General features: G+C 68.0%; 18 protein-coding genes and 1 tRNA gene. 5 read left to right on the top strand and 14 right to left on the bottom strand.

The window, feature by feature from the left end:
* The first annotated feature begins 41 nt into the window (after positions 1-41).
* On the top strand, positions 42-1,205 hold the full coding sequence (locus tag ACYU8W_RS14345; RefSeq protein WP_499470101.1) for a sensor histidine kinase: 1,164 nt from the start codon (positions 42-44) through the stop codon (positions 1,203-1,205).
* Complete coding sequence (locus tag ACYU8W_RS14350; protein WP_499470103.1) at positions 1,198-1,860, top strand: response regulator; 663 nt, start codon at positions 1,198-1,200, stop codon at positions 1,858-1,860. Before ACYU8W_RS14345 ends, ACYU8W_RS14350 begins: the two co-directional genes overlap by 8 nt.
* Positions 1,861-1,880: 20 nt before the next feature.
* On the opposite strand, the gene ACYU8W_RS14355 is transcribed toward ACYU8W_RS14350, so the two are convergent.
* The 10 genes from ACYU8W_RS14355 to ACYU8W_RS14400 form a co-directional block, all read right to left on the bottom strand.
* The gene (locus ACYU8W_RS14355) at positions 1,881-2,363 is read right to left on the bottom strand and encodes a DUF3180 domain-containing protein (RefSeq protein WP_239702486.1); all 483 of its coding nucleotides are present in this window, start codon (positions 2,361-2,363) and stop codon (positions 1,881-1,883) included.
* On the bottom strand, positions 2,363-3,244 hold the full coding sequence (folK, locus tag ACYU8W_RS14360; protein ID WP_499470105.1) for a 2-amino-4-hydroxy-6-hydroxymethyldihydropteridine diphosphokinase: 882 nt from the start codon (positions 3,242-3,244) through the stop codon (positions 2,363-2,365). The genes ACYU8W_RS14355 and folK overlap by 1 nt, the downstream gene beginning before the upstream one ends.
* On the bottom strand, positions 3,241-4,080 hold the full coding sequence (gene folP, locus ACYU8W_RS14365) for a dihydropteroate synthase (RefSeq protein ID WP_499470107.1): 840 nt from the start codon (positions 4,078-4,080) through the stop codon (positions 3,241-3,243). The genes folK and folP overlap by 4 nt, the downstream gene beginning before the upstream one ends.
* Entirely contained in the window at positions 4,077-4,670 is a 594-nt protein-coding gene (folE, locus tag ACYU8W_RS14370; protein WP_499470109.1) for a GTP cyclohydrolase I FolE, read from the bottom strand. The genes folP and folE overlap by 4 nt, the downstream gene beginning before the upstream one ends.
* Positions 4,642-6,657: an ATP-dependent zinc metalloprotease FtsH gene (gene ftsH / locus ACYU8W_RS14375; protein WP_499470111.1), complete on the bottom strand. Its 2,016-nt coding sequence runs from the start codon at positions 6,655-6,657 to the stop codon at positions 4,642-4,644. The genes folE and ftsH overlap by 29 nt, the downstream gene beginning before the upstream one ends.
* A 247-nt stretch (positions 6,658-6,904) precedes the next feature.
* Positions 6,905-7,456, bottom strand: a complete 552-nt coding sequence (hpt, locus tag ACYU8W_RS14380) for a hypoxanthine phosphoribosyltransferase (protein ID WP_141927530.1) — start codon at positions 7,454-7,456, stop codon at positions 6,905-6,907.
* Between the two features lie 4 nt (positions 7,457-7,460).
* Positions 7,461-8,435 (bottom strand): tRNA lysidine(34) synthetase TilS, encoded by a 975-nt coding sequence (gene tilS, locus ACYU8W_RS14385; RefSeq protein ID WP_499470113.1) that lies wholly within the window; start codon positions 8,433-8,435, stop codon positions 7,461-7,463.
* Between the two features lie 14 nt (positions 8,436-8,449).
* Complete coding sequence (locus ACYU8W_RS14390; RefSeq protein ID WP_499470115.1) at positions 8,450-9,487, bottom strand: zinc-dependent metalloprotease; 1,038 nt, start codon at positions 9,485-9,487, stop codon at positions 8,450-8,452.
* Positions 9,488-9,513: 26 nt separating this feature from the next.
* Positions 9,514-10,917: a D-alanyl-D-alanine carboxypeptidase/D-alanyl-D-alanine endopeptidase gene (dacB, locus tag ACYU8W_RS14395; RefSeq protein WP_499470117.1), complete on the bottom strand. Its 1,404-nt coding sequence runs from the start codon at positions 10,915-10,917 to the stop codon at positions 9,514-9,516.
* Between the two features lie 55 nt (positions 10,918-10,972).
* Positions 10,973-12,289, bottom strand: coding sequence for an MFS transporter (locus ACYU8W_RS14400; RefSeq protein ID WP_499470119.1), 1,317 nt, complete (start codon positions 12,287-12,289; stop codon positions 10,973-10,975).
* Between the two features lie 41 nt (positions 12,290-12,330).
* Between ACYU8W_RS14400 and ACYU8W_RS14405 the strand changes: the two genes are divergently transcribed.
* Positions 12,331-13,188: an alpha/beta fold hydrolase gene (locus ACYU8W_RS14405; RefSeq protein ID WP_499470121.1), complete on the top strand. Its 858-nt coding sequence runs from the start codon at positions 12,331-12,333 to the stop codon at positions 13,186-13,188.
* A 154-nt stretch (positions 13,189-13,342) separates the two neighbouring features.
* On the opposite strand, the gene ACYU8W_RS14410 is transcribed toward ACYU8W_RS14405, so the two are convergent.
* Positions 13,343-13,561, bottom strand: coding sequence for a hypothetical protein (locus ACYU8W_RS14410; protein WP_141927524.1), 219 nt, complete (start codon positions 13,559-13,561; stop codon positions 13,343-13,345).
* 120 nt (positions 13,562-13,681) lie between these two features.
* Between ACYU8W_RS14410 and ACYU8W_RS14415 the strand changes: the two genes are divergently transcribed.
* Positions 13,682-13,755: transfer RNA gene (locus tag ACYU8W_RS14415), tRNA-Thr, on the top strand.
* 130 nt (positions 13,756-13,885) lie between these two features.
* Complete coding sequence (locus tag ACYU8W_RS14420) at positions 13,886-14,197, top strand: YciI family protein (RefSeq protein WP_499470123.1); 312 nt, start codon at positions 13,886-13,888, stop codon at positions 14,195-14,197.
* A gap of 3 nt (positions 14,198-14,200) precedes the next feature.
* Here ACYU8W_RS14420 and ACYU8W_RS14425 read toward each other — a convergent pair whose 3' ends face one another.
* From ACYU8W_RS14425 to ACYU8W_RS14435, 3 genes are read right to left on the bottom strand one after another with little or no spacing between them, the layout of a single operon-like run.
* Entirely contained in the window at positions 14,201-14,419 is a 219-nt protein-coding gene (locus tag ACYU8W_RS14425; RefSeq protein WP_499470125.1) for a hypothetical protein, read from the bottom strand.
* A 43-nt stretch (positions 14,420-14,462) separates the two neighbouring features.
* Positions 14,463-15,107: an HAD family hydrolase gene (locus ACYU8W_RS14430; protein WP_141927521.1), complete on the bottom strand. Its 645-nt coding sequence runs from the start codon at positions 15,105-15,107 to the stop codon at positions 14,463-14,465.
* 55 nt (positions 15,108-15,162) lie between these two features.
* Positions 15,163-16,755: an alpha/beta hydrolase gene (locus ACYU8W_RS14435; protein WP_499470127.1), complete on the bottom strand. Its 1,593-nt coding sequence runs from the start codon at positions 16,753-16,755 to the stop codon at positions 15,163-15,165.
* Positions 16,756-16,770 lie beyond the last annotated feature (15 nt).

Consider the following 16,770-nt stretch of genomic DNA (forward strand, 5'->3'; position numbering starts at 1 on the left):
CGGGGATGGCCGCCACGAGTCGCCGTCCCGAGGATGAACCCATGACGTACGAATCGCCTGCCCGATCGGCCGCGCAAGTCCCGGGACGCTTCTGGATCGCCGCCTGCGTGTGGGCAATCGGCGCAATGTCGCTCAGTTTCCCCGCCTACCGACTGCCGTACGACAACCGATTCGAGGACTTCCTCGGCTCGCTCGTCGTCCTGGCCGCTCTCCCGTCCATCGCGGCTGCGTTCGTGACGTTCGTCCGGCCGTACCTGGCGATGGTGCTGGCGGCCCTGCCGTTGCTCTTGGCTCCTCTGCTCGGCGTGCCGTTCCACATGCAGTTCGGGACGTTCCTTGCCATGCTCGGAGTCGCTTTCGGGGCCATGTGGCGCAAGCCGACACGGGGGTGGCTCTTCGGCGCCCTCGCGCTGACGATCCCGCTGATCTACTGCTTCTGGGGATCGAGCATCCTGCACATCGGCACGGTCGAGGTTCAGAGCCAGTACCACGGCGTGGCGCAGCGACTGGTCTCCGCCGCGATGTACCTGGCCGCAGTGACGATCACGCTCTGGGTGGCGCACATGATGCGACGCGACGTCGGCCTCGACGCGCGCACGGCCGAGGTCGACGAACGCACCCGCCTCGCCTGCGACCTGCACGACGTCGTCGCGCACCGCATCTCCCTGGTCGCCGTTCGGGCCGAGACGGCGCCGTACTCAGATCCTGATCTGTCGCCCGAAGCACGGACGGTACTCGCTGACATCGCGTCCGATGCCCGCCTGGCGATGGAGGAGATGCGCGAGGTGCTCGGGGTGCTGCACCGCAGTGGGGGCTCACCCGACACCTCACCGCAGCCGCGTGCGGACGACGTCAGCACTCTCGTCGCAGAAGCGCGGGCCGGCGGCACGGACGTCCAGATGGAGGGCGAGATTCCCGAGTTGGGTGACCTCGCCGGCACCACCGCCTACCGGATCGTGCAGGAGGCACTGACCAACGTCCGCCGTCACGCGGCCGGTCAGGAAGCTCTGCTGCAGTTCGAGCAGATCAGCGGCTCGACGGTCATCCGGGTCATCAACCCGGCTGCGCCCGGACAGTTCACGCCCGGACGGGGCCTGAGCGGGATGCGCGAACGCCTGCGGTTGGTGGGCGGAGAGTTGCAGACGCAACTGGTGGACGGGCAGTTCGTCCTGGAAGCCGTCCTACCAGGGCCGCATCATGACTGAGCCGATCACGGTCGTCGTCGCCGACGACCAGCCGATCATTCGCGACGGATTCGCAGCGGTCCTCGACTCCGCACCCGACCTCAGCGTGGTCGGACGGGTGGCGAACGGTCAGGAACTGGTCGATCTCGTCCTGGACGGTCCGGCTCCCGACGTGGCGGTGGTCGACATCCGGATGCCGTTGGTGGACGGCATCACCGCAGCTGCTCGGATCAGCGACCGGACGAAGGTGCTCATCCTGACCACGTTCGACCTGCACGACTACGTCCTGGCCGCCCTCGCCGCCGGCGCACACGGATTCCTGTTGAAGGACGTCACCGCAACTCACCTGATTGAAGGCGTTCGCGCTGTCGCTGCCGGGTCGATGTTGCTCGGGCCCACCGTGACGCGGGGGCTGGTGGACGAACTGACCCGAGCAGGCACCAGCGTCCAGCGATCGACACCCGCACAGCACGGCCTCACCGGCCGCGAGGGTCAGGTGCTGAGGCTGCTGGCCCGAGGCATGTCGAACGCGGAAATAGCCGCCACCCTCGTCGTGGGCCAGGAGACGGTCAAGAGTCACGTCTCGGAGATCCTGCGCAAACTGTCGCTACGGGATCGCGTGCAGGCGGTCGTTTACGCCTATCGCAACGGACTGGCCGATCCCTGCGGCGACTGAGCCGGGCCCAGCGGGCGAACTCACGCGGGAGTGGCGTCGCCCTTCGGCTTCTTGTCGTCGTCGTCCTCGTCAATGCGGCACCACTGCTGCACCACGAAGCCGATGATCGCCAGACCGACGGACGCGAGAGCCGAGGCCGCCGCGACGATCGCGATGCCGCGCAGACGGTCGGAGTCGAGGTTGTGCAATGCCGCCGCTGCATGACCCGCATACCAACCGGCAAGCACGCCGCCGACGAGGGCGGACGCCTGTGCGGCGACCAACGTCCGACGGGCCACCTGGGGCGCAGGCATCCGGCGCGCGGTGTGCCGGCGGTACGAGCGGATCTGCCAACCGCCGGCGACGACCAGCCCGCCCATCAGCGCAATGACCGCGACAGTGAACCAACTGATCTGCGGGATCGTGTTGCCCTGCGTGCTCCAGAAGCGCAGGAAACCGTAGGACAGCACGAAAGCGATGACGCCGGCGATCACCGGGTGTCGCACCTGGACACCGTCCTGCATCAGTCGTTCACCGCCCGGACTCCGGTGGTGTCGACCTCGGCGGCGAGATCGCTGACCGCGCGGACGCCGTCCGCGGTGCGCAACCGGGCACCCGGGTCGAGGTTCGCCCAGGGCACCAACACGAAACCGCGCTCGCAGGCTCGCGGGTGCGGCAGGGTCAGCTCGTCGGTGTCACTGCTCAGATCGGAGCCGTCGGACGGGTCGCCGACCTGAATCAGATCGAGGTCGAGCGTCCTTGCCCCCCAACGGACTTCGCGGGTGCGGTGGTGCCAGCGCTCGATCTGGTGCAGCCGGTCGAGCAGCGTCTGCGGCGCCAGACGCGAGCGGCCCAGGATGACGGTGTTGAGGTAGTCGGGCTGGTCAGGTCCGCCGACCGGGTCGGTCTCGACGAGGGGCGCGACCGCAACGACGGTGAGTCCGTCGGTCTCGTCGAGCGCGCGGATCGCGGCCTCCAGCGTCGCCTGCCGGTCGCCGAGGTTTGCACCCGCTGCGATGACGACAGGACGGTCGTGCTCGCGGTGCACGGTGACCGCGGGCCCACCCAACCGGGCGTCGTGGAACGGGACGCCGGCAGGAGCCTGCGGCTTGCGAATGGTCACGGTGGCGGACTCGACCCCGGGAAAGGAAAGCGTGGACGCGGCGATGCGCTCGGCCAGAGTCTCGATGAGATCGACCGGTTCGCCGCGCAGGACGGCCTCGGCCGCCTGGGCGACGTCGGCGTAGCTGACCGACCTGGTGAGGTCGTCGGACTCGCCGGCCCGGCGGACGTCGATGCCGAACGTGATGTCGGCGAGGAAGCGCTGCGGCTCGACCTTCTCGCTCGCAAGGACTCCGTGGCAGGTGGTGACCTCGAGGCCGGTGATCGTGATCGTGTCGCTCATCGCGCCGCCCGCAGCGAGCCGACGACGTCGCAGGCCGCCCTGGTGGAGCGCACCTCATGCACGCGGATCGCCCAGACCCCGGACTGGGCCAGCACCACGCTGACCGCAGCCGTCGCGGCATCACGCCGGTCGGCGGGCAACGGCGAACCGTCCACCGATCCGACCGGACCGAGGAAGGACTTACGGGAGGCCCCGACCAACAATTCGTGACCGAGTTCCATGAAGCGCGGCGTGGCACGCAACACCGCCCAGTTCTGAGCGGCTGTCTTGGCGAAACCCAGGCCCGGGTCGAGCACCAACAGCTGGGGACGGATCCCGCTGTCCAACAGTGCGTCCCGGCGCTCGCTCAGCTCACGCAGGACGTCCTCCACCACATCGTCGTACTGCGTGCGGGTCTGCATGTCGTGGCTGTGACCGCGCCAGTGCATGGCGACGTACGGCGCCCCGACCTCGGCGACCATGGTTGCCATTTCCGGATCGGCCAGGCCCCCGCTGACATCATTCACGATCGCTGCTCCGGCCTCGACGCACGCGTGCGCCACGGATGCGCGCATCGTGTCGACCGAGATCGGCACGTCGCCAGCAAGAGCCTCGACCACCGGCAGCACGCGGGCCTGTTCATCCTGGGCGGACGGTCGTTCGGCACCTGGACGGGTCGACTCGCCACCGACGTCCAGGATGTCGGCACCCTGGGCGATGAGGTCGCGACCGTGCGCGATCGCGGCTTCGTGGTCGAACCAGCGTCCGCCGTCGGAGAACGAATCGGGGGTCACGTTGACCACGCCCACGACCAACGGGCGGTCGGCGGGCCGCTTCGGCAACGACCGGGCGGTCATCGGGGCGAGGAAGCCTTCATCAGGCTCATCGCCTCGGACCGGGTCGCCGGGTCACGCAGCACGCCTCGCACCGCGGAGGTGATCGTCGTCGCGCCGGGCTTACGCACGCCGCGCATCGACATGCACAGGTGCTCGCATTCCACGACCACCAGCACGCCCTGGGCATCCAGGTGGGTGATGATCGCGTCGGCGATCTGCGTGGTCAGCCGCTCCTGCACCTGCGGACGCTTGGCGAACACATCGACCAAGCGGGCGATCTTCGACAGCCCGGTCACTCGTCCGTCCTTGGCCGGGATGTATCCGACGTGTGCGACGCCGTGGAAGGGCACCAGGTGGTGCTCGCAGGTGCTGTAGAGCTCAATGTCCTTGACGATGATCAGCTCGTCGTGATCGATCTCGAAGGTGCGCGAGAGCACCTCGGCAGGATCCTGCTCCAGGCCGGAGAACACTTCCTCGAACGACTTGGCGACCCGCATCGGGGTGTCGACCAGGCCGTCGCGGTCGGGGTCCTCCCCGACCGCGATCAGCAGCTCACGCACCGCCGCGGCGGCGCGATCACGATCAAATGCCCGGCGGGTCAATGCGTCCACCGTCCGGCACCTCGACGATCGCCTCCACCGGACGTTCCTCGTCCTTGTCGAGGTCGACGCCCTGGGCCAGCGCACGCTTCTCGGCCTCGGTCATGACCGGCGGGCGGTCGCTGACGAACCGGCGGTCGCTGGACAGCCACACCTGACGCTTCGGACGCTTGTGCACGTCCTTGAAGATCTCGGCGAGCTGCTCGGCGTTCAGCGTCTCCTTCTCCAGGAGTTCGAGCACGAGGGCGTCGAGGATGTCGCGGTTGTCGTTGATCGCGTGCCACGCCTCGTCGTGCGCGGCCTCGATGAAGCGGCGCACCTCGTCGTCGACGACGCTCGCGAGCTCCTCGGAGTAGTCGCGCTCGTGGCCCATGTCGCGCCCGAGGAAGACCTCGGAGTTGCCGGAGCCGAGCTTGACCGCGCCGACGCGCTCGCTCATGCCGAACTGCGTGACCATCTGGCGCGCCATACCGGTCGCCTTCTCGATGTCGTTGGACGCACCCGTGGACGGGTCGTGGAACACGACCTCCTCGGCCACACGTCCGCCGAGCGCGTACGCCAGCTGGTCGAGCAACTCGTTACGGGTGGTGGAGTACTTGTCGTCGATCGGCAGCACCATCGTGTACCCGAGAGCGCGGCCGCGCGGCAGGATCGTGATCTTGCTGACCGGCGCGGTGTGGTTCATCGCCGCGGCGACGAGCGCGTGACCGCCCTCGTGGTACGCGGTGATCTTGCGTTCCTTGGCACTCATCGCGCGGGTCTTCTTCTGCGGGCCTGCCATGACGCGGTCGATGGCCTCGTCGAGCGCACGGTTGTCGATGATCTGCGCGTTGCTGCGGGCGGTCAGCAGGGCCGCCTCGTTCAGCACGTTGGCGAGGTCGGCACCGGAGAAGCCCGGGGTGCGACGGGCGACGGCGAGCAGGTCGACGTCGTTCGCCATCGGTTTGCCCTTGGCGTGCACCTGCAGGATGTGATGACGGCCGGCCATGTCGGGCGCCTCGACCGCGATCTGACGGTCGAAACGCCCCGGACGCAGCAGCGCCGGGTCGAGGATGTCGGGACGGTTGGTCGCCGCGATCAGGATGACATTGGTCTTGACGTCGAAGCCGTCCATCTCGACCAGCAACTGGTTGAGGGTCTGCTCGCGCTCGTCGTGGCCACCGCCCAGACCGGCACCACGGTGGCGGCCGACGGCGTCGATCTCGTCGACGAAGATGATCGCCGGGGCGTTCTCCTTGGCCTGGTTGAACAGGTCGCGGACGCGAGAGGCACCCACACCGACGAACATCTCGACGAAATCGGAACCGGAGATCGAGTAGAACGGGACGCCTGCCTCGCCGGCAACGGCGCGGGCCAGCAGGGTCTTACCGGTACCGGGCGGGCCGTAGAGCAGCACGCCCTTCGGGATCTTCGCGCCGACGTCCAGGAACTTCTTCGGTGACTCCAGGAACTCCTTGATCTCGTGGAGTTCCTCGACCGCCTCATCGGCGCCGGCGACGTCGGAGAAGGTGACGGTCGGCATGTCCTTGGTGGCGAGCTTCGCCTTCGACTTGCCGAACTGCATGACGCGCGAACCGCCGCCCTGCATCTGGCTCAGGATGAACCAGAAGACACCGAGCACCAGCAGCAGCGGCAGGATCGTGAACAGCAACGACACGAAGACGTTCTGCCGGGCCGGATCGTCGGTGAAGCCCTTCGCCGGCGGATTCTTCTCCAGCAGCTGGACGATGTGGTTGCCGCGGGCGGTGACGTAATCGGCCTGGACCTTCTTGGCGTCCTTGGCCTCACCACCGGTGTACGCCGTCTTCAGCGTCAGGTTGATGCTGTCGGGCGTGAGCTTGGCCGACTCCACCTGCTTGTTGGCGATGAGCTTCTGGGCTTCTGAGGTGTCGATCTTCTGGTAGCCACCGGCATTGCCGACGGAGAACCAGATGAACGCACCCGCGATGACGAGGGCGATCAGCAGCCAGGGGCCGCGGACGAGACGCTTCGATTTCATGTACGTGCGGGGTGGTCGCCCCGTGCCTCCTGCTCACTGTGCATTACCAGCTGACCGACAGCCGACTCGCTGACCGACGCTACATCGTGGTGGACCGGCGCAAACCGATCGGTCCATCCTCCAAGCCCCAACGGACCAGGGACGAATTGTGTTCCGGCTACCTCACATCGGTGGTCGAGTAGCGAGGGAGGGTTACCGACCGAGCGCGATCGAGACCACCCCTACGACAGGGCTGAGCCTGCGAAGCCTACGAGTACATGTGCGGCGCGAGCACGCCGATGTCGCGCAAGTTGCGGTATTTCTCGTCGAAATCCAGGCCGTAACCGACGACGAACTCGTTGGGGATCTCGAAGCCGACGTACTTGCAATCGATCTCGACCTTGGCGGCCTCGGGCTTGCGCAGTAGGGTGCAGATCTCCAGCGAAGCCGGGTTGCGGGACAGCAGGTTGCTGCGGATCCAGTTCAGGGTCAGTCCAGAGTCGATGATGTCCTCGACGATCAGCACGTGCCGGTTCGAGATGTCGGTGTCGAGGTCCTTCAGGATGCGGACGACGCCGGAGGATTTGGTGCCCGAGCCATACGACGACACAGCCATCCAGTCCATGGTCACGGTGCCGGGCAGCGCACGCATAAGGTCGGCCATCACCAACACCGCGCCCTTCAGAACACCGACCAGCAGCACTTCCTTGTCGTGGTAGTCGGCCCAGATCTCCTTGCCGAGCTCCTCGAGCCGGGCGTGGATCTGCTCCTGCGTGTACAGGACGTGGTCGAGGTCGTCACCGAGGTGCGCGGAATCCATGGGCCTATTCAACCTGACCGCTGGGCTCGACGTGGATCTGCCCGGTGCCTCGTCGCACCCGAAGCCGTCCGGGGACGTCCACGGGTCCTTGCCCGCGCCAACCGGTGAGCAGGGTCTCGAGGGATGCCACGTGTGTCGAGGACAGGTCGGCGATGACCGCGCCCTGCGCCGCAAGCGCTCCGCGCCACCACCGGGTGCGAATCGCGATCGGGACGCCCGTCAACTCCTCCACCGGCCACGGCGCACCACCCAGGCGGTCCTGCAGCGCTGCTGTTTCGGCGTCGAGGTGGTCGGCGTCCTGGCGGGCGAGGTCGGCCGTGCGGGCAAGACCCTTGATCAGTCCCGGACCGAGATCACCTTCGAGGTGGGCGAGCGCGCGCCGCACACGCACCCGGGAGAAGCGTGGGTCGTCGTTGTGCGGGTCGTCCCAGAACACCAATCCCTCGGCCGCGCACGCCTGCCGGGTCTGCTGCCGGCTGATGCGCAGCAGCGGTCGGACGAGGCCGTGCCCGGCCGGTGCCATCGCCGCGATCGACCGGAGCCCGGACCCCCGCACGAGCCCGAGCAGCACGCTCTCCGCCTGGTCGTCCTGGGTGTGGCCGAGCAGGATCGCGTCCGCTTGCGTCCGCGCGGCGGCTTCTCGGAGCGCCGCGTACCGCGCTGCGCGGGCTGCCGCCTCCGGACCGTCCTTGCTGTCGGCGACCTCGACCGCGACCACCTGCGCGGACAGTCCGAGGCGGCGGACGCGTTCGGCCGCGTCCTGCGCGATCTGCGCGGAGCCGTCCTGGAGCCCGTGATCGACGACCATCGCCAGCGCTTCTGCATCCAGCTTGGGTGCCTCGAAGGCGACGGCGGCAGCCAGGGCCGTGGAGTCTGCGCCGCCCGAGCACCCGACGATCACCCGGCGTAACCCGTTGTCCCGCAGCGCGGTCCGCACGGCCAAGCGGATGGCGGCGACCGCGGGGTCAGGCCCGGGCACCGCTGACCGACCACTCAGCCATGGACGCGGGCGAGCCAGCGTTCGGGCTCGGTGATCTCCACGGCGGTCGGCAGGGTCTCCGGTGAGGTCCAGACCTCGTTGAGTCCGTCGACACCGACCTTGTCGATCACCGCGCGGCAGAAGACGGCGCCGTCGCGGTACTGCCGCATCTTGGCCTCGAGCCCGAGCAATCGGCGCAACAACCGGTCGACCGAACCGGCACCCTTGCGCCGCTGGTCGAACTTGCGCCGGATCTCCTCGACGCTGGGCACGACCTGAGGGCCGACGTCGTCCATCACGACATCGGCGTGGCCCTCCAGCAGCGACATGACGGCGGTCAGCGCAGCGACCCGTTCGCGCTGCTCGGGCGTGACGAACACGTCGGCGAGCCCGCTGCCGCCCTCCTTGAGCGCGGCCGGCAACCGAGAGCTGATCTCCTTCAGCTTCTGCGGCATGGCCTCGGGGTCGGGCACCAGGTCGACCATCAGTGACCTCGAACTGTCGATCATGTGATCGCGCAACCATGGGACGGCAGTGAACTGCACTCGGTGGGTCTCCTCGTGCAGGCACACCCACAGCCGGAAGTCGTGGCTGTCTACGTTCAGTTCTCGTTCTGCCGCAACGATGTTGGGAGCCACGAGCAGCAGGCTCGGCTGTCCACCGGGGGCGAGGTCGTACTGGCCCAGCACCTTCGACGAGACGAATCCGAGCAACCCGCCGGCCTCGGTGCCGGAGACCTTGGACGTCACGGCCCGGGTGGCCCGGCCGCCGGCCCGCTTGGCCAGCAGTTTGTCCATCACCGGGTCGGTCAGCGATGCGAACGAGTTGACGTTGACGTCGATCCAGGTGCCCCGGTCCACGACGTGCACCGGCGAGTGCGGATGACCGGTGGTGTCGAGGCGGGCAGTGGAGGCGACCGGTTCGTAGGCGCGTTCTGCCGCGATCCGAAGATCCTCGGTGACGGCGTGCGCCTCCCCCAGACTCACGGTCGGGCCGTCGCCGGCCACGCGTCGTCCGATGCGGCGGGCGATGGTCCAATCCACGTACGACATGTCAGCCAACCTAAGCGACGGTTCGGTCAGAGCTTCGCGAGCGCCGCGACGGTGTTGTCGATCGCGGCGCGGACGCCCCACGCGCCGGCCCCGTTCATCGGGCCGTTGCTGGTGATCGCGAAGACGAGAAGGCGTCCGGAATCGGTGACGACCGTGCCGGCGAGTGAGCTGACGTCGGGCAGGCTGCCGGTCTTGGCCCGCACCTCACCGGCGGCCCACTTGTCGGAGTCGAGGGAGTAGCGGTCGTGCAGGGTGCCGTTCCAGGCAGCGACCGACTCGCGGGCGAGTACTTCCTGGAAGGGCTTGCTCTTGCCGGTCGTGCCGGCAACGAGCAGGTCGCTCAACAGCTTCGCCGGGATCGTGGTGCCGTCGGACAGTCCGCTGACATCGGCGAGCTTCACGCCGGTGGTGTCGAACCCGTCCTTCTCGAGCAGGGAACTCACCCATGTCGTGACAGAGTCACTGGGTACGCCCTTACCGAATGCAGCTGCGCGCGTGAGGGATTCGATCATCGCGTTGTCACTGTCACGCATCGCTTGACCGAGCACGTCGATCAACGGGGCACTCTGCACCGACCCGAGTACGGGGACTCCAGCTGCGGACTTGACCTCGCCGCCGGCGACCGCGGTGATGCCGCGCTTGCCGAGTTCGGAGATCAACGCGTTCAGCACCGACCTGTTCGGGTCGGCTGCGGCAGGCTTCGGGGGTTGTGAGCGCTCGGTGGACAGGCCGAGTTGCGCGATCCGGGCCGAGAATCCCATCCCGAGGTAGTCGGGGTGCCAGGTCCTCACCGCGTCCGGACCGGGTGCGTAGGTGGTGGTGTCGAGGCCGACGGTCACCGAGGTGCGACCCTGCTTCTTCAGCCCGGTCGCGACCTGTGCGGCCAGATCGGCGACGCCGGCGTGACCGACGATCTGGTTCGGATCACCCTTGCCCGGCGCGAGGACCGTGTCTCCGCCGGCAACGAGCACGGGCTGTCCGCCGTGGTCGACCACCTTCGTCGTGAACGGCTTGTTCAGGTCCATGGTCGTGGCGACAGCCCAGGCCGCGAGCAGTTTCGTGGTCGATGCCGGGATGAGGGCGCGCGCGCCGGCTTGGTCGAAGAGGGTCGCGCCGGTCGCCGCGTCGCGTACGACGACCGAGGTGTCCTTCAGGTAGCCCTTGGACGCGAGCGGTCGCTTCAACGCAGCGGCCACCTGCGGGGCGCTCAACGGTTGCCCAGACGCGACGGGCACTGCGGACGGCGCGGACGGCGGTTTCGGGGCGGGGTACGACGGCGCCGGGGTGGTCTGCGAGGGCAATGGCACGGGTGAAGGGCTGGTGCTGTCGAGGGTGAGGATGCCGGGAACCTTGTCGTGAACGTCCAGCACGCCGTAACCGCCGACAGCCAGCAGAACGACGGCGCCACCGGCCAACACTTGTTTCAGCACTGCTTCCCTTCCGCACGCTCGTACGTCAGGTGCGAGCGTAACGGCGGCGGGCTGGTCAGCCGTGCCGCTTGGAGATCCGGCGACGCAGGTGCTCCATCTCGGGGTTGGTGTCGATCTCCGCCCGGGCCAGACGACGCAGCCGCACGATCTGCACGATGCCGATCGTCCAGACGATGTACTGAACGCACCACGCCGCTCGGAAGCTGTTGTTGGTCCAGGTCGCAGGCCCACCCGGGGAGACACGGTCGAGCACCACGCCGATGAGGACGACGGTGCACAGGGATGCGGTGAACCCACCGACGTTGACGATGCCGGTGGCCGAGCCGATGCGGTCCGGCGGGTTGAAGGTGCGGGCGAGGTCGAAGCCGACCATCGATCCGGGTCCGCCGATCGACATCATGATGCCGAGCAGCACGACCAGCGGGGTCGGCGGACGTCCAGGCCACAGCAGCACGACCGTCCACGTCGCCACGATGGCGAGAACGAGGCCGAGCACGAGCGTCGACCGCGAATACGGGAAGCGGACGGTGAACCCGCCGATGAACGGCGAGACCATGATCCCGGTGATCACCATCAGCGTGAGCAGGGCACTCGCCTCCCCCGAGGACATCCCCAATCCGACGGTCAGGTACGGGAATCCCCAGATCATCGCAAAGACCGTCGCGCTGAACTGTGCGGTGAAATGGCACCACAGGCCGAGCTGGGTGCCCGGCGTCCGCCAGGCCGAACGCAACGCGCGTCCGACGGAGCGCATGCGCAGCTTCGTGCGATTCGGGTCGAGGTAGGGGGTGTCGCGGACGACCAGCAGCATGACGATCGCGACGACCACACCGGAACCGGACGCGATCAGGAACGATCGCTGCCAGCCGTACGTGTGCAGGGCGGCCGACAACGGACCCGCGGCAAGGATCGAGCCGACCTGTCCGGCCCATCCGGTCGCCTGGGTGACCATCGCGGACCGCGCCGGCGGAAACCACAGCGCGACCAGTCGCAGCACGGACACGAACACCATCGCGTCCCCCATGCCCACGAACACCCGCGCGAGCACGCCGGCTCCGAACGTGTGGGCGAACGCGAACCCGGTCTGTGCGAGGGTCATCATCGCCAGACCGGTGGTCAGCAGGGCGCGCGAGCCGAAGCGGTCGAGCATCGCTCCGACCGGCACCTGCATCGCGGCGTAGACCAGCAGCTGCACCATGGTGAAAGCGGCCAGCTGCGCCGAGGTGATGTGGAAGCGTTCGGCAGCGAGCACCCCCGCGATGCCGAGCGAGGCCCGGTGGAAGACGGCGAGCACGTAGACCAGCAGCGCTGCGCCCCAGACGAACCAGGCCCGTCGTCCGCCGAGTGGATACGCAACCGGCGCCGTGCTCACTTCGTCCTCCTTTGTGGGTTCGACGTGTCAGGCTCGTCCCCATGAAGAATTTCGCGCGTGACGGACTGGTCTTCGACGTGACCGACAGCGGCCCCCGCGACGGTGAGGTGGTCGTTCTGCTGCACGGCTTCCCACAGGATGGCACCGCATGGACGGGTGTGTCAGGTCGTCTCAACGACGCCGGGCTGCGCACACTTGCCCCCGACCAGCGTGGCTACTCCCCCGGCGCCACGCCGAAGGGTCGGGCGGCGTACGACATCCGTGAGTTGATCGGCGACATCGCGGCACTGGTCGAGGCGAGCGGCGCCGAGAAGGTGCACCTGGTCGGGCACGACTGGGGAGGCGCGGTCGCGTGGTCGATGGCGGCGCACCGGCCCGACCTGGTCTCGACGGTGACCGTGTTGTCGACGCCGCACCCGGCTGCGATGGCCTGGGCACTGCAGCACGGCGGGCAGTGGCGCAAGAGCTGGTACATGGCAGCGTTCCAGGTGCCTTTCCTGCCCGAACTGCAGATGTCGCGCGGGATGCGAAAGATGTTCTCCCGCACCGGACTTCCCGACTCGTACGCGGATCGCTACGTGGCTCGCTTCAGCACCCGCGAGTCGTTGCACGGACCGCTGGGTTGGTACCGCTCTTTGTCCAGCCGCGCCTCCTTGGTCGCGAACGCCAAGCCCGGACGCAAGAAGTCGGACGGCGGCGGCGCAAAGCACGTGTCGATCCCGGCGACCTACATCTGGGGCAGCAAGGACTTCGCACTCGGCCGTGCGGCGGCGGAGAAGACCGAGGAATTCTGCGACGGGCCGTACCGCTTCATCGAGTTGCCGGCCGGGCACTGGTTGCCCGAGACCCGCACGGACGACGTCGCCGAGGCGATCATCGAGCGCGTCAACGCTGACTGAGCCGCGCTACAGATTCCGCTGGCTGAGCCGAACCACCCACGCCGCTGGTTGAGCCGCGCTGCCGACGAAGGAGGCAGCGCGGCTCAACCAAGGTGCGCTGCGATGCCGAGCCCACTCGGCGTGCAGTGGTGGATCGGTGTCGTCCCGGCAGCACTCAGAGGTCGCCCTGCTCCTTGCGACGCTTGCGCTCCTCGTCCTTCTGCACCAGCACCGGCTTGCGGATCGGCTCCTGACGCGGCTTGTTGCGATTACGGCGTTCGCCGATCATCACCATGATCACGAAGATCGCGACGAACCCCATCGAGAACATGATGAACGTCGGTCCCATCCCGAGAGCTTCGGACTTCGCGGGCAACATGGCGAGCTCGTTCACCCCTCGATGATCGCAGCCCCGAGCGATCGGCCGTAGTCCGGCCGCTCGATTCGGCGGATACACACCCGGCGCGTATACTCGCTGATCGCATCCGTGCGCGTCCGCGCTGCCGGTTGCGGCGCCGCTTTAGCTCAGTTGGCCAGAGCGATTCACTCGTAATGAATAGGTCGTCGGTTCGATTCCGACAAGCGGCTCAGTCAAGGCCCCCGGTCCGCCGGGGGCCTTTCTTCGTCGATCCACTTCGGAATCCACGGTGAGTCGTACGCAAACTGCTGCAGTTCGAAGCCCCATGGCCACGACGATCCCGAGATTCCGGCGTTCGGGATGCATGACGCCGGCGAACTACAGCACGGGTTGACGCCCGACGCGTTCCTGGAGGAACTGGGCAAGCAGGGTGAACTGATCGGCGGCGAAGCACTGGGCGACCCGAAGTCCTCGACCCTCTACCGGGTCAAGAACGGCGACCCGATCGCGTCCGACGGCCCGTACGCCGAGACCAAGGAACAGTTCGCCGGCTTCTTCCTGATCGATGTGCAGGACCGCGCTCGCGCCGAAGAAGTCGCGGTGAAGTTCGCCGGTCCGGGCGAGACGATCGAGTTGCGGCCGACGATGTGGCCCGGCGGCGAGGACCAGTGACGATCAGCTGCTCATGCCCTCGGCGACCATCGGGCAACGGATCAGTCGCGCGAAGACCACGATCCGTGAGGCCGGGCTCACCGCGCCGACCGACCGCTGCTCGCCGACCCGGCACAACGGGGGAACCACCGACTCCATGACACCCGCGCGCACCTGCTCGAACTCGCCGGGGAGGATGAGCCGGCCGACGCGGCGTTCGCTCTCGCGGCGAGCCTGACGCACAGCATCCCCGAGCAGCGCTACCTCAACGCCAAGGCCGCACGGGTCAGCCGCTGAGCAGGAACTCCCGCAGTTCGTCCACCGTGTCGACGATCGCGTCGGGGTCCAGTGACTCCAGCACCTCACGCGTACCGGCACCCCAGGTCACCGCGACGGACGCCATGCCCGCCGCGCGAGCGGCCAGCACGTCGACGTCCGCGTCACCGATGTACACGCAGTCCGACGGGTCGGCACCGAGAGCATCGGCGGCGAACAGCAGCGGGTCGGGTTCGGGCTTGTGCTTGGCCGTCTCGTCCATCCCGGCCAGCACGTCGATCGCCTCGTCCAACCCGACCACCCGCAATCCCTGCAGGACGGTGGACGCCTTCTTCGATGAAACGACGCCGAGCCGAATCCCCTTGTCGGACAGCGACTTCAGCAGCTCCGGCATGCCCTCGACGCGCTCGATCAGGGCGTCGTGCTGGGCGAGGTTCCAGTCACGGTAGGTCGCGGTCAGCTCTTCGCCGCGGCCCGGGTAACGCTCCTCGAACACCGGCTGCAGCGGACGCCCGATCCACGAACGCACCTCCACCTCGTCCACCGCCGGCAACCCGGAGGTCTCCAAGGTGTGGTGGTAGGACTGCACGATCAGCGGGATCGTGTCGGCCAGGGTGCCGTCGAAGTCGAACAGGGCAACGGGTCGAAAACTCACCCGAGAACCGTACGACTGCCCGCGAGGTACGCGGTCGTGCGGGCGAGGTTCGCCGTCAGCAGGTCTGGCCGTCCGGCGGCAGAGTGCCGTTCAGCAAGTACCCGTCGACGGCGTCGTTGACGCACTCGCTCTGGCCGTAGGCGGTATGTCCGTCGGCGTCGAAGGTGAGCAGGCGCGCGTGCTTGAGGTCCTTTGCCAGACGCTGCGCGAAGGCGAGCGGCGTCGCGGGGTCACGGGTGTTGCCGATCACCAGGATCGGGCCGGTGCCTTCGGCGGTGACCTTCTTCTGCTTGCCGGTCGCCGGCACCTTCCACTCGCCGCAGGTGAGCGAACCCCAGGCCAGCATGTTGCCCCAGGTCGGCGCCTTCTTGGCGAACTCCGTTGCGTCCTTTGCATATTCGTCCAGGTTGTTGCTCGCCTTACGGTCGAGACACGACACCGCGTAGAACGCCTGCATCGAGTTGTCCTGGTAGGCACCGTTGGCCTGTCGGCCGGCGTACTGGTTGGCCATTGCCATCAACGGCTTGGGGTCGCCGCCCATCGCCGCCTTCAGCGCCTCGGTCAGGGACGGCCAACTCGCCTTGGAGTAGAACCCGAGCGCGAGACCGAGCGTGGCCCAGCCCTCGGTGAACCGGGTGACCGGGCCTTCACCGGAGATCGGCAACGGCTTGGCGTCGAGCTGCTTCAGGAATGTGCGGATGCGCTGCATGCCGGCGTCGACGGTCGAGCCGAGATAGCAGTCGCCCTTGCTGACACAGTCCTCGACATAGCTGCGGGTCGCTGCCTCGAATCCGGTGGCCTGTCCGAGGTTCATCTCCTGGGAGGTGACGTCGGGCGGCACCACGCCGTCGAGCACGAAGCGTCCGACGCGCTGGGGGAACAGGTCGGCGTAGGTCGATCCGATGAAGGTTCCGTAGGAGAAGCCGAGGTAGTCCAGCTTCTCGCTGCCGAGTGCGGCGCGCAGCACGTCGAGATCCTTGGCCACCTCGACGGTGGAGACGTGCCCGAGCAGCGGTCCGGCCTTGTCCTTGCAGGCCTGCGCGAAGGTGCCGACCGACTTCTGCACCGAGGACTGCTCGGTCTTGTCGTCGGGAGTCGGGTCGATGCCGAGCATGGTGTCCATCTCGGCGTCGGACGCACAGGTGATCGGCGCCGAGCGCCCCACGCCGCGCGGGTCGAACCCGACGACGTCGAACGACTCGAGCACCTTCGGCGTCACGACCCCGTCGGCCATCGCGCCGTAGTCGTAGCCGCTCGCCCCGGGACCGCCCGGGTTGACCACGAGGGAGCCTTTGGCCTTGCCCTTCGCGGCGACCTTCGACAACGCGAGTTGGATCGTCTGGCCACCCGGGTCGGCGTAGTCGACCGGAACGGTGAGCTTGGCGCACTTCACCCCTTCGCAGTCGCCCCACGTCAGCTTCTGCGTGTAGAACTTCTCCAGCGCCTTGGCTGGGTCCGCCGCGCCGGTCGAAGAAGAACCGGACGTCGTGGCGGCGCCGGACGAGGGCTGGGAGCCGACTGGGGACGAGGTGCTCGCCCCGTCGTCCGAACCACCGCTGCAGGCGCTGAGGGCCAGCGCGGACGCGGCGAGCAGTGCGAGCGTCGACCGTCCAGTTCGGCGCGAGGAGGTGAGTGAGGTGCGGCTCATGGTCCTCAACGCTAC

The sequence above is a fragment of the Yimella radicis genome, assembly GCF_054778255.1.

Excerpts from the sequence above, each read along its gene's own strand:
- hpt (WP_141927530.1), bottom strand. The coding sequence starts at position 7,456 with ATGGATTCCGCGCACCTCGGTGACGACCTCGACCACGTCCTGTACACG.
- ACYU8W_RS14405 (WP_499470121.1), top strand. The coding sequence starts at position 12,331 with ATGAAGAATTTCGCGCGTGACGGACTGGTCTTCGACGTGACCGACAGC.
- ACYU8W_RS14345 (WP_499470101.1), top strand. The coding sequence starts at position 42 with ATGACGTACGAATCGCCTGCCCGATCGGCCGCGCAAGTCCCGGGACGC.
- ACYU8W_RS14420 (WP_499470123.1), top strand. The coding sequence starts at position 13,886 with ATGCATGACGCCGGCGAACTACAGCACGGGTTGACGCCCGACGCGTTC.
- folK (WP_499470105.1), bottom strand. The coding sequence starts at position 3,244 with ATGAGCGACACGATCACGATCACCGGCCTCGAGGTCACCACCTGCCAC.
- ACYU8W_RS14350 (WP_499470103.1), top strand. The coding sequence starts at position 1,198 with ATGACTGAGCCGATCACGGTCGTCGTCGCCGACGACCAGCCGATCATT.
- ftsH (WP_499470111.1), bottom strand. The coding sequence starts at position 6,657 with ATGAAATCGAAGCGTCTCGTCCGCGGCCCCTGGCTGCTGATCGCCCTC.
- folP (WP_499470107.1), bottom strand. The coding sequence starts at position 4,080 with ATGACCGCCCGGTCGTTGCCGAAGCGGCCCGCCGACCGCCCGTTGGTC.
- ACYU8W_RS14355 (WP_239702486.1), bottom strand. The coding sequence starts at position 2,363 with ATGCAGGACGGTGTCCAGGTGCGACACCCGGTGATCGCCGGCGTCATC.
- ACYU8W_RS14435 (WP_499470127.1), bottom strand. The coding sequence starts at position 16,755 with ATGAGCCGCACCTCACTCACCTCCTCGCGCCGAACTGGACGGTCGACG.
- ACYU8W_RS14390 (WP_499470115.1), bottom strand. The coding sequence starts at position 9,487 with ATGTCGTACGTGGATTGGACCATCGCCCGCCGCATCGGACGACGCGTG.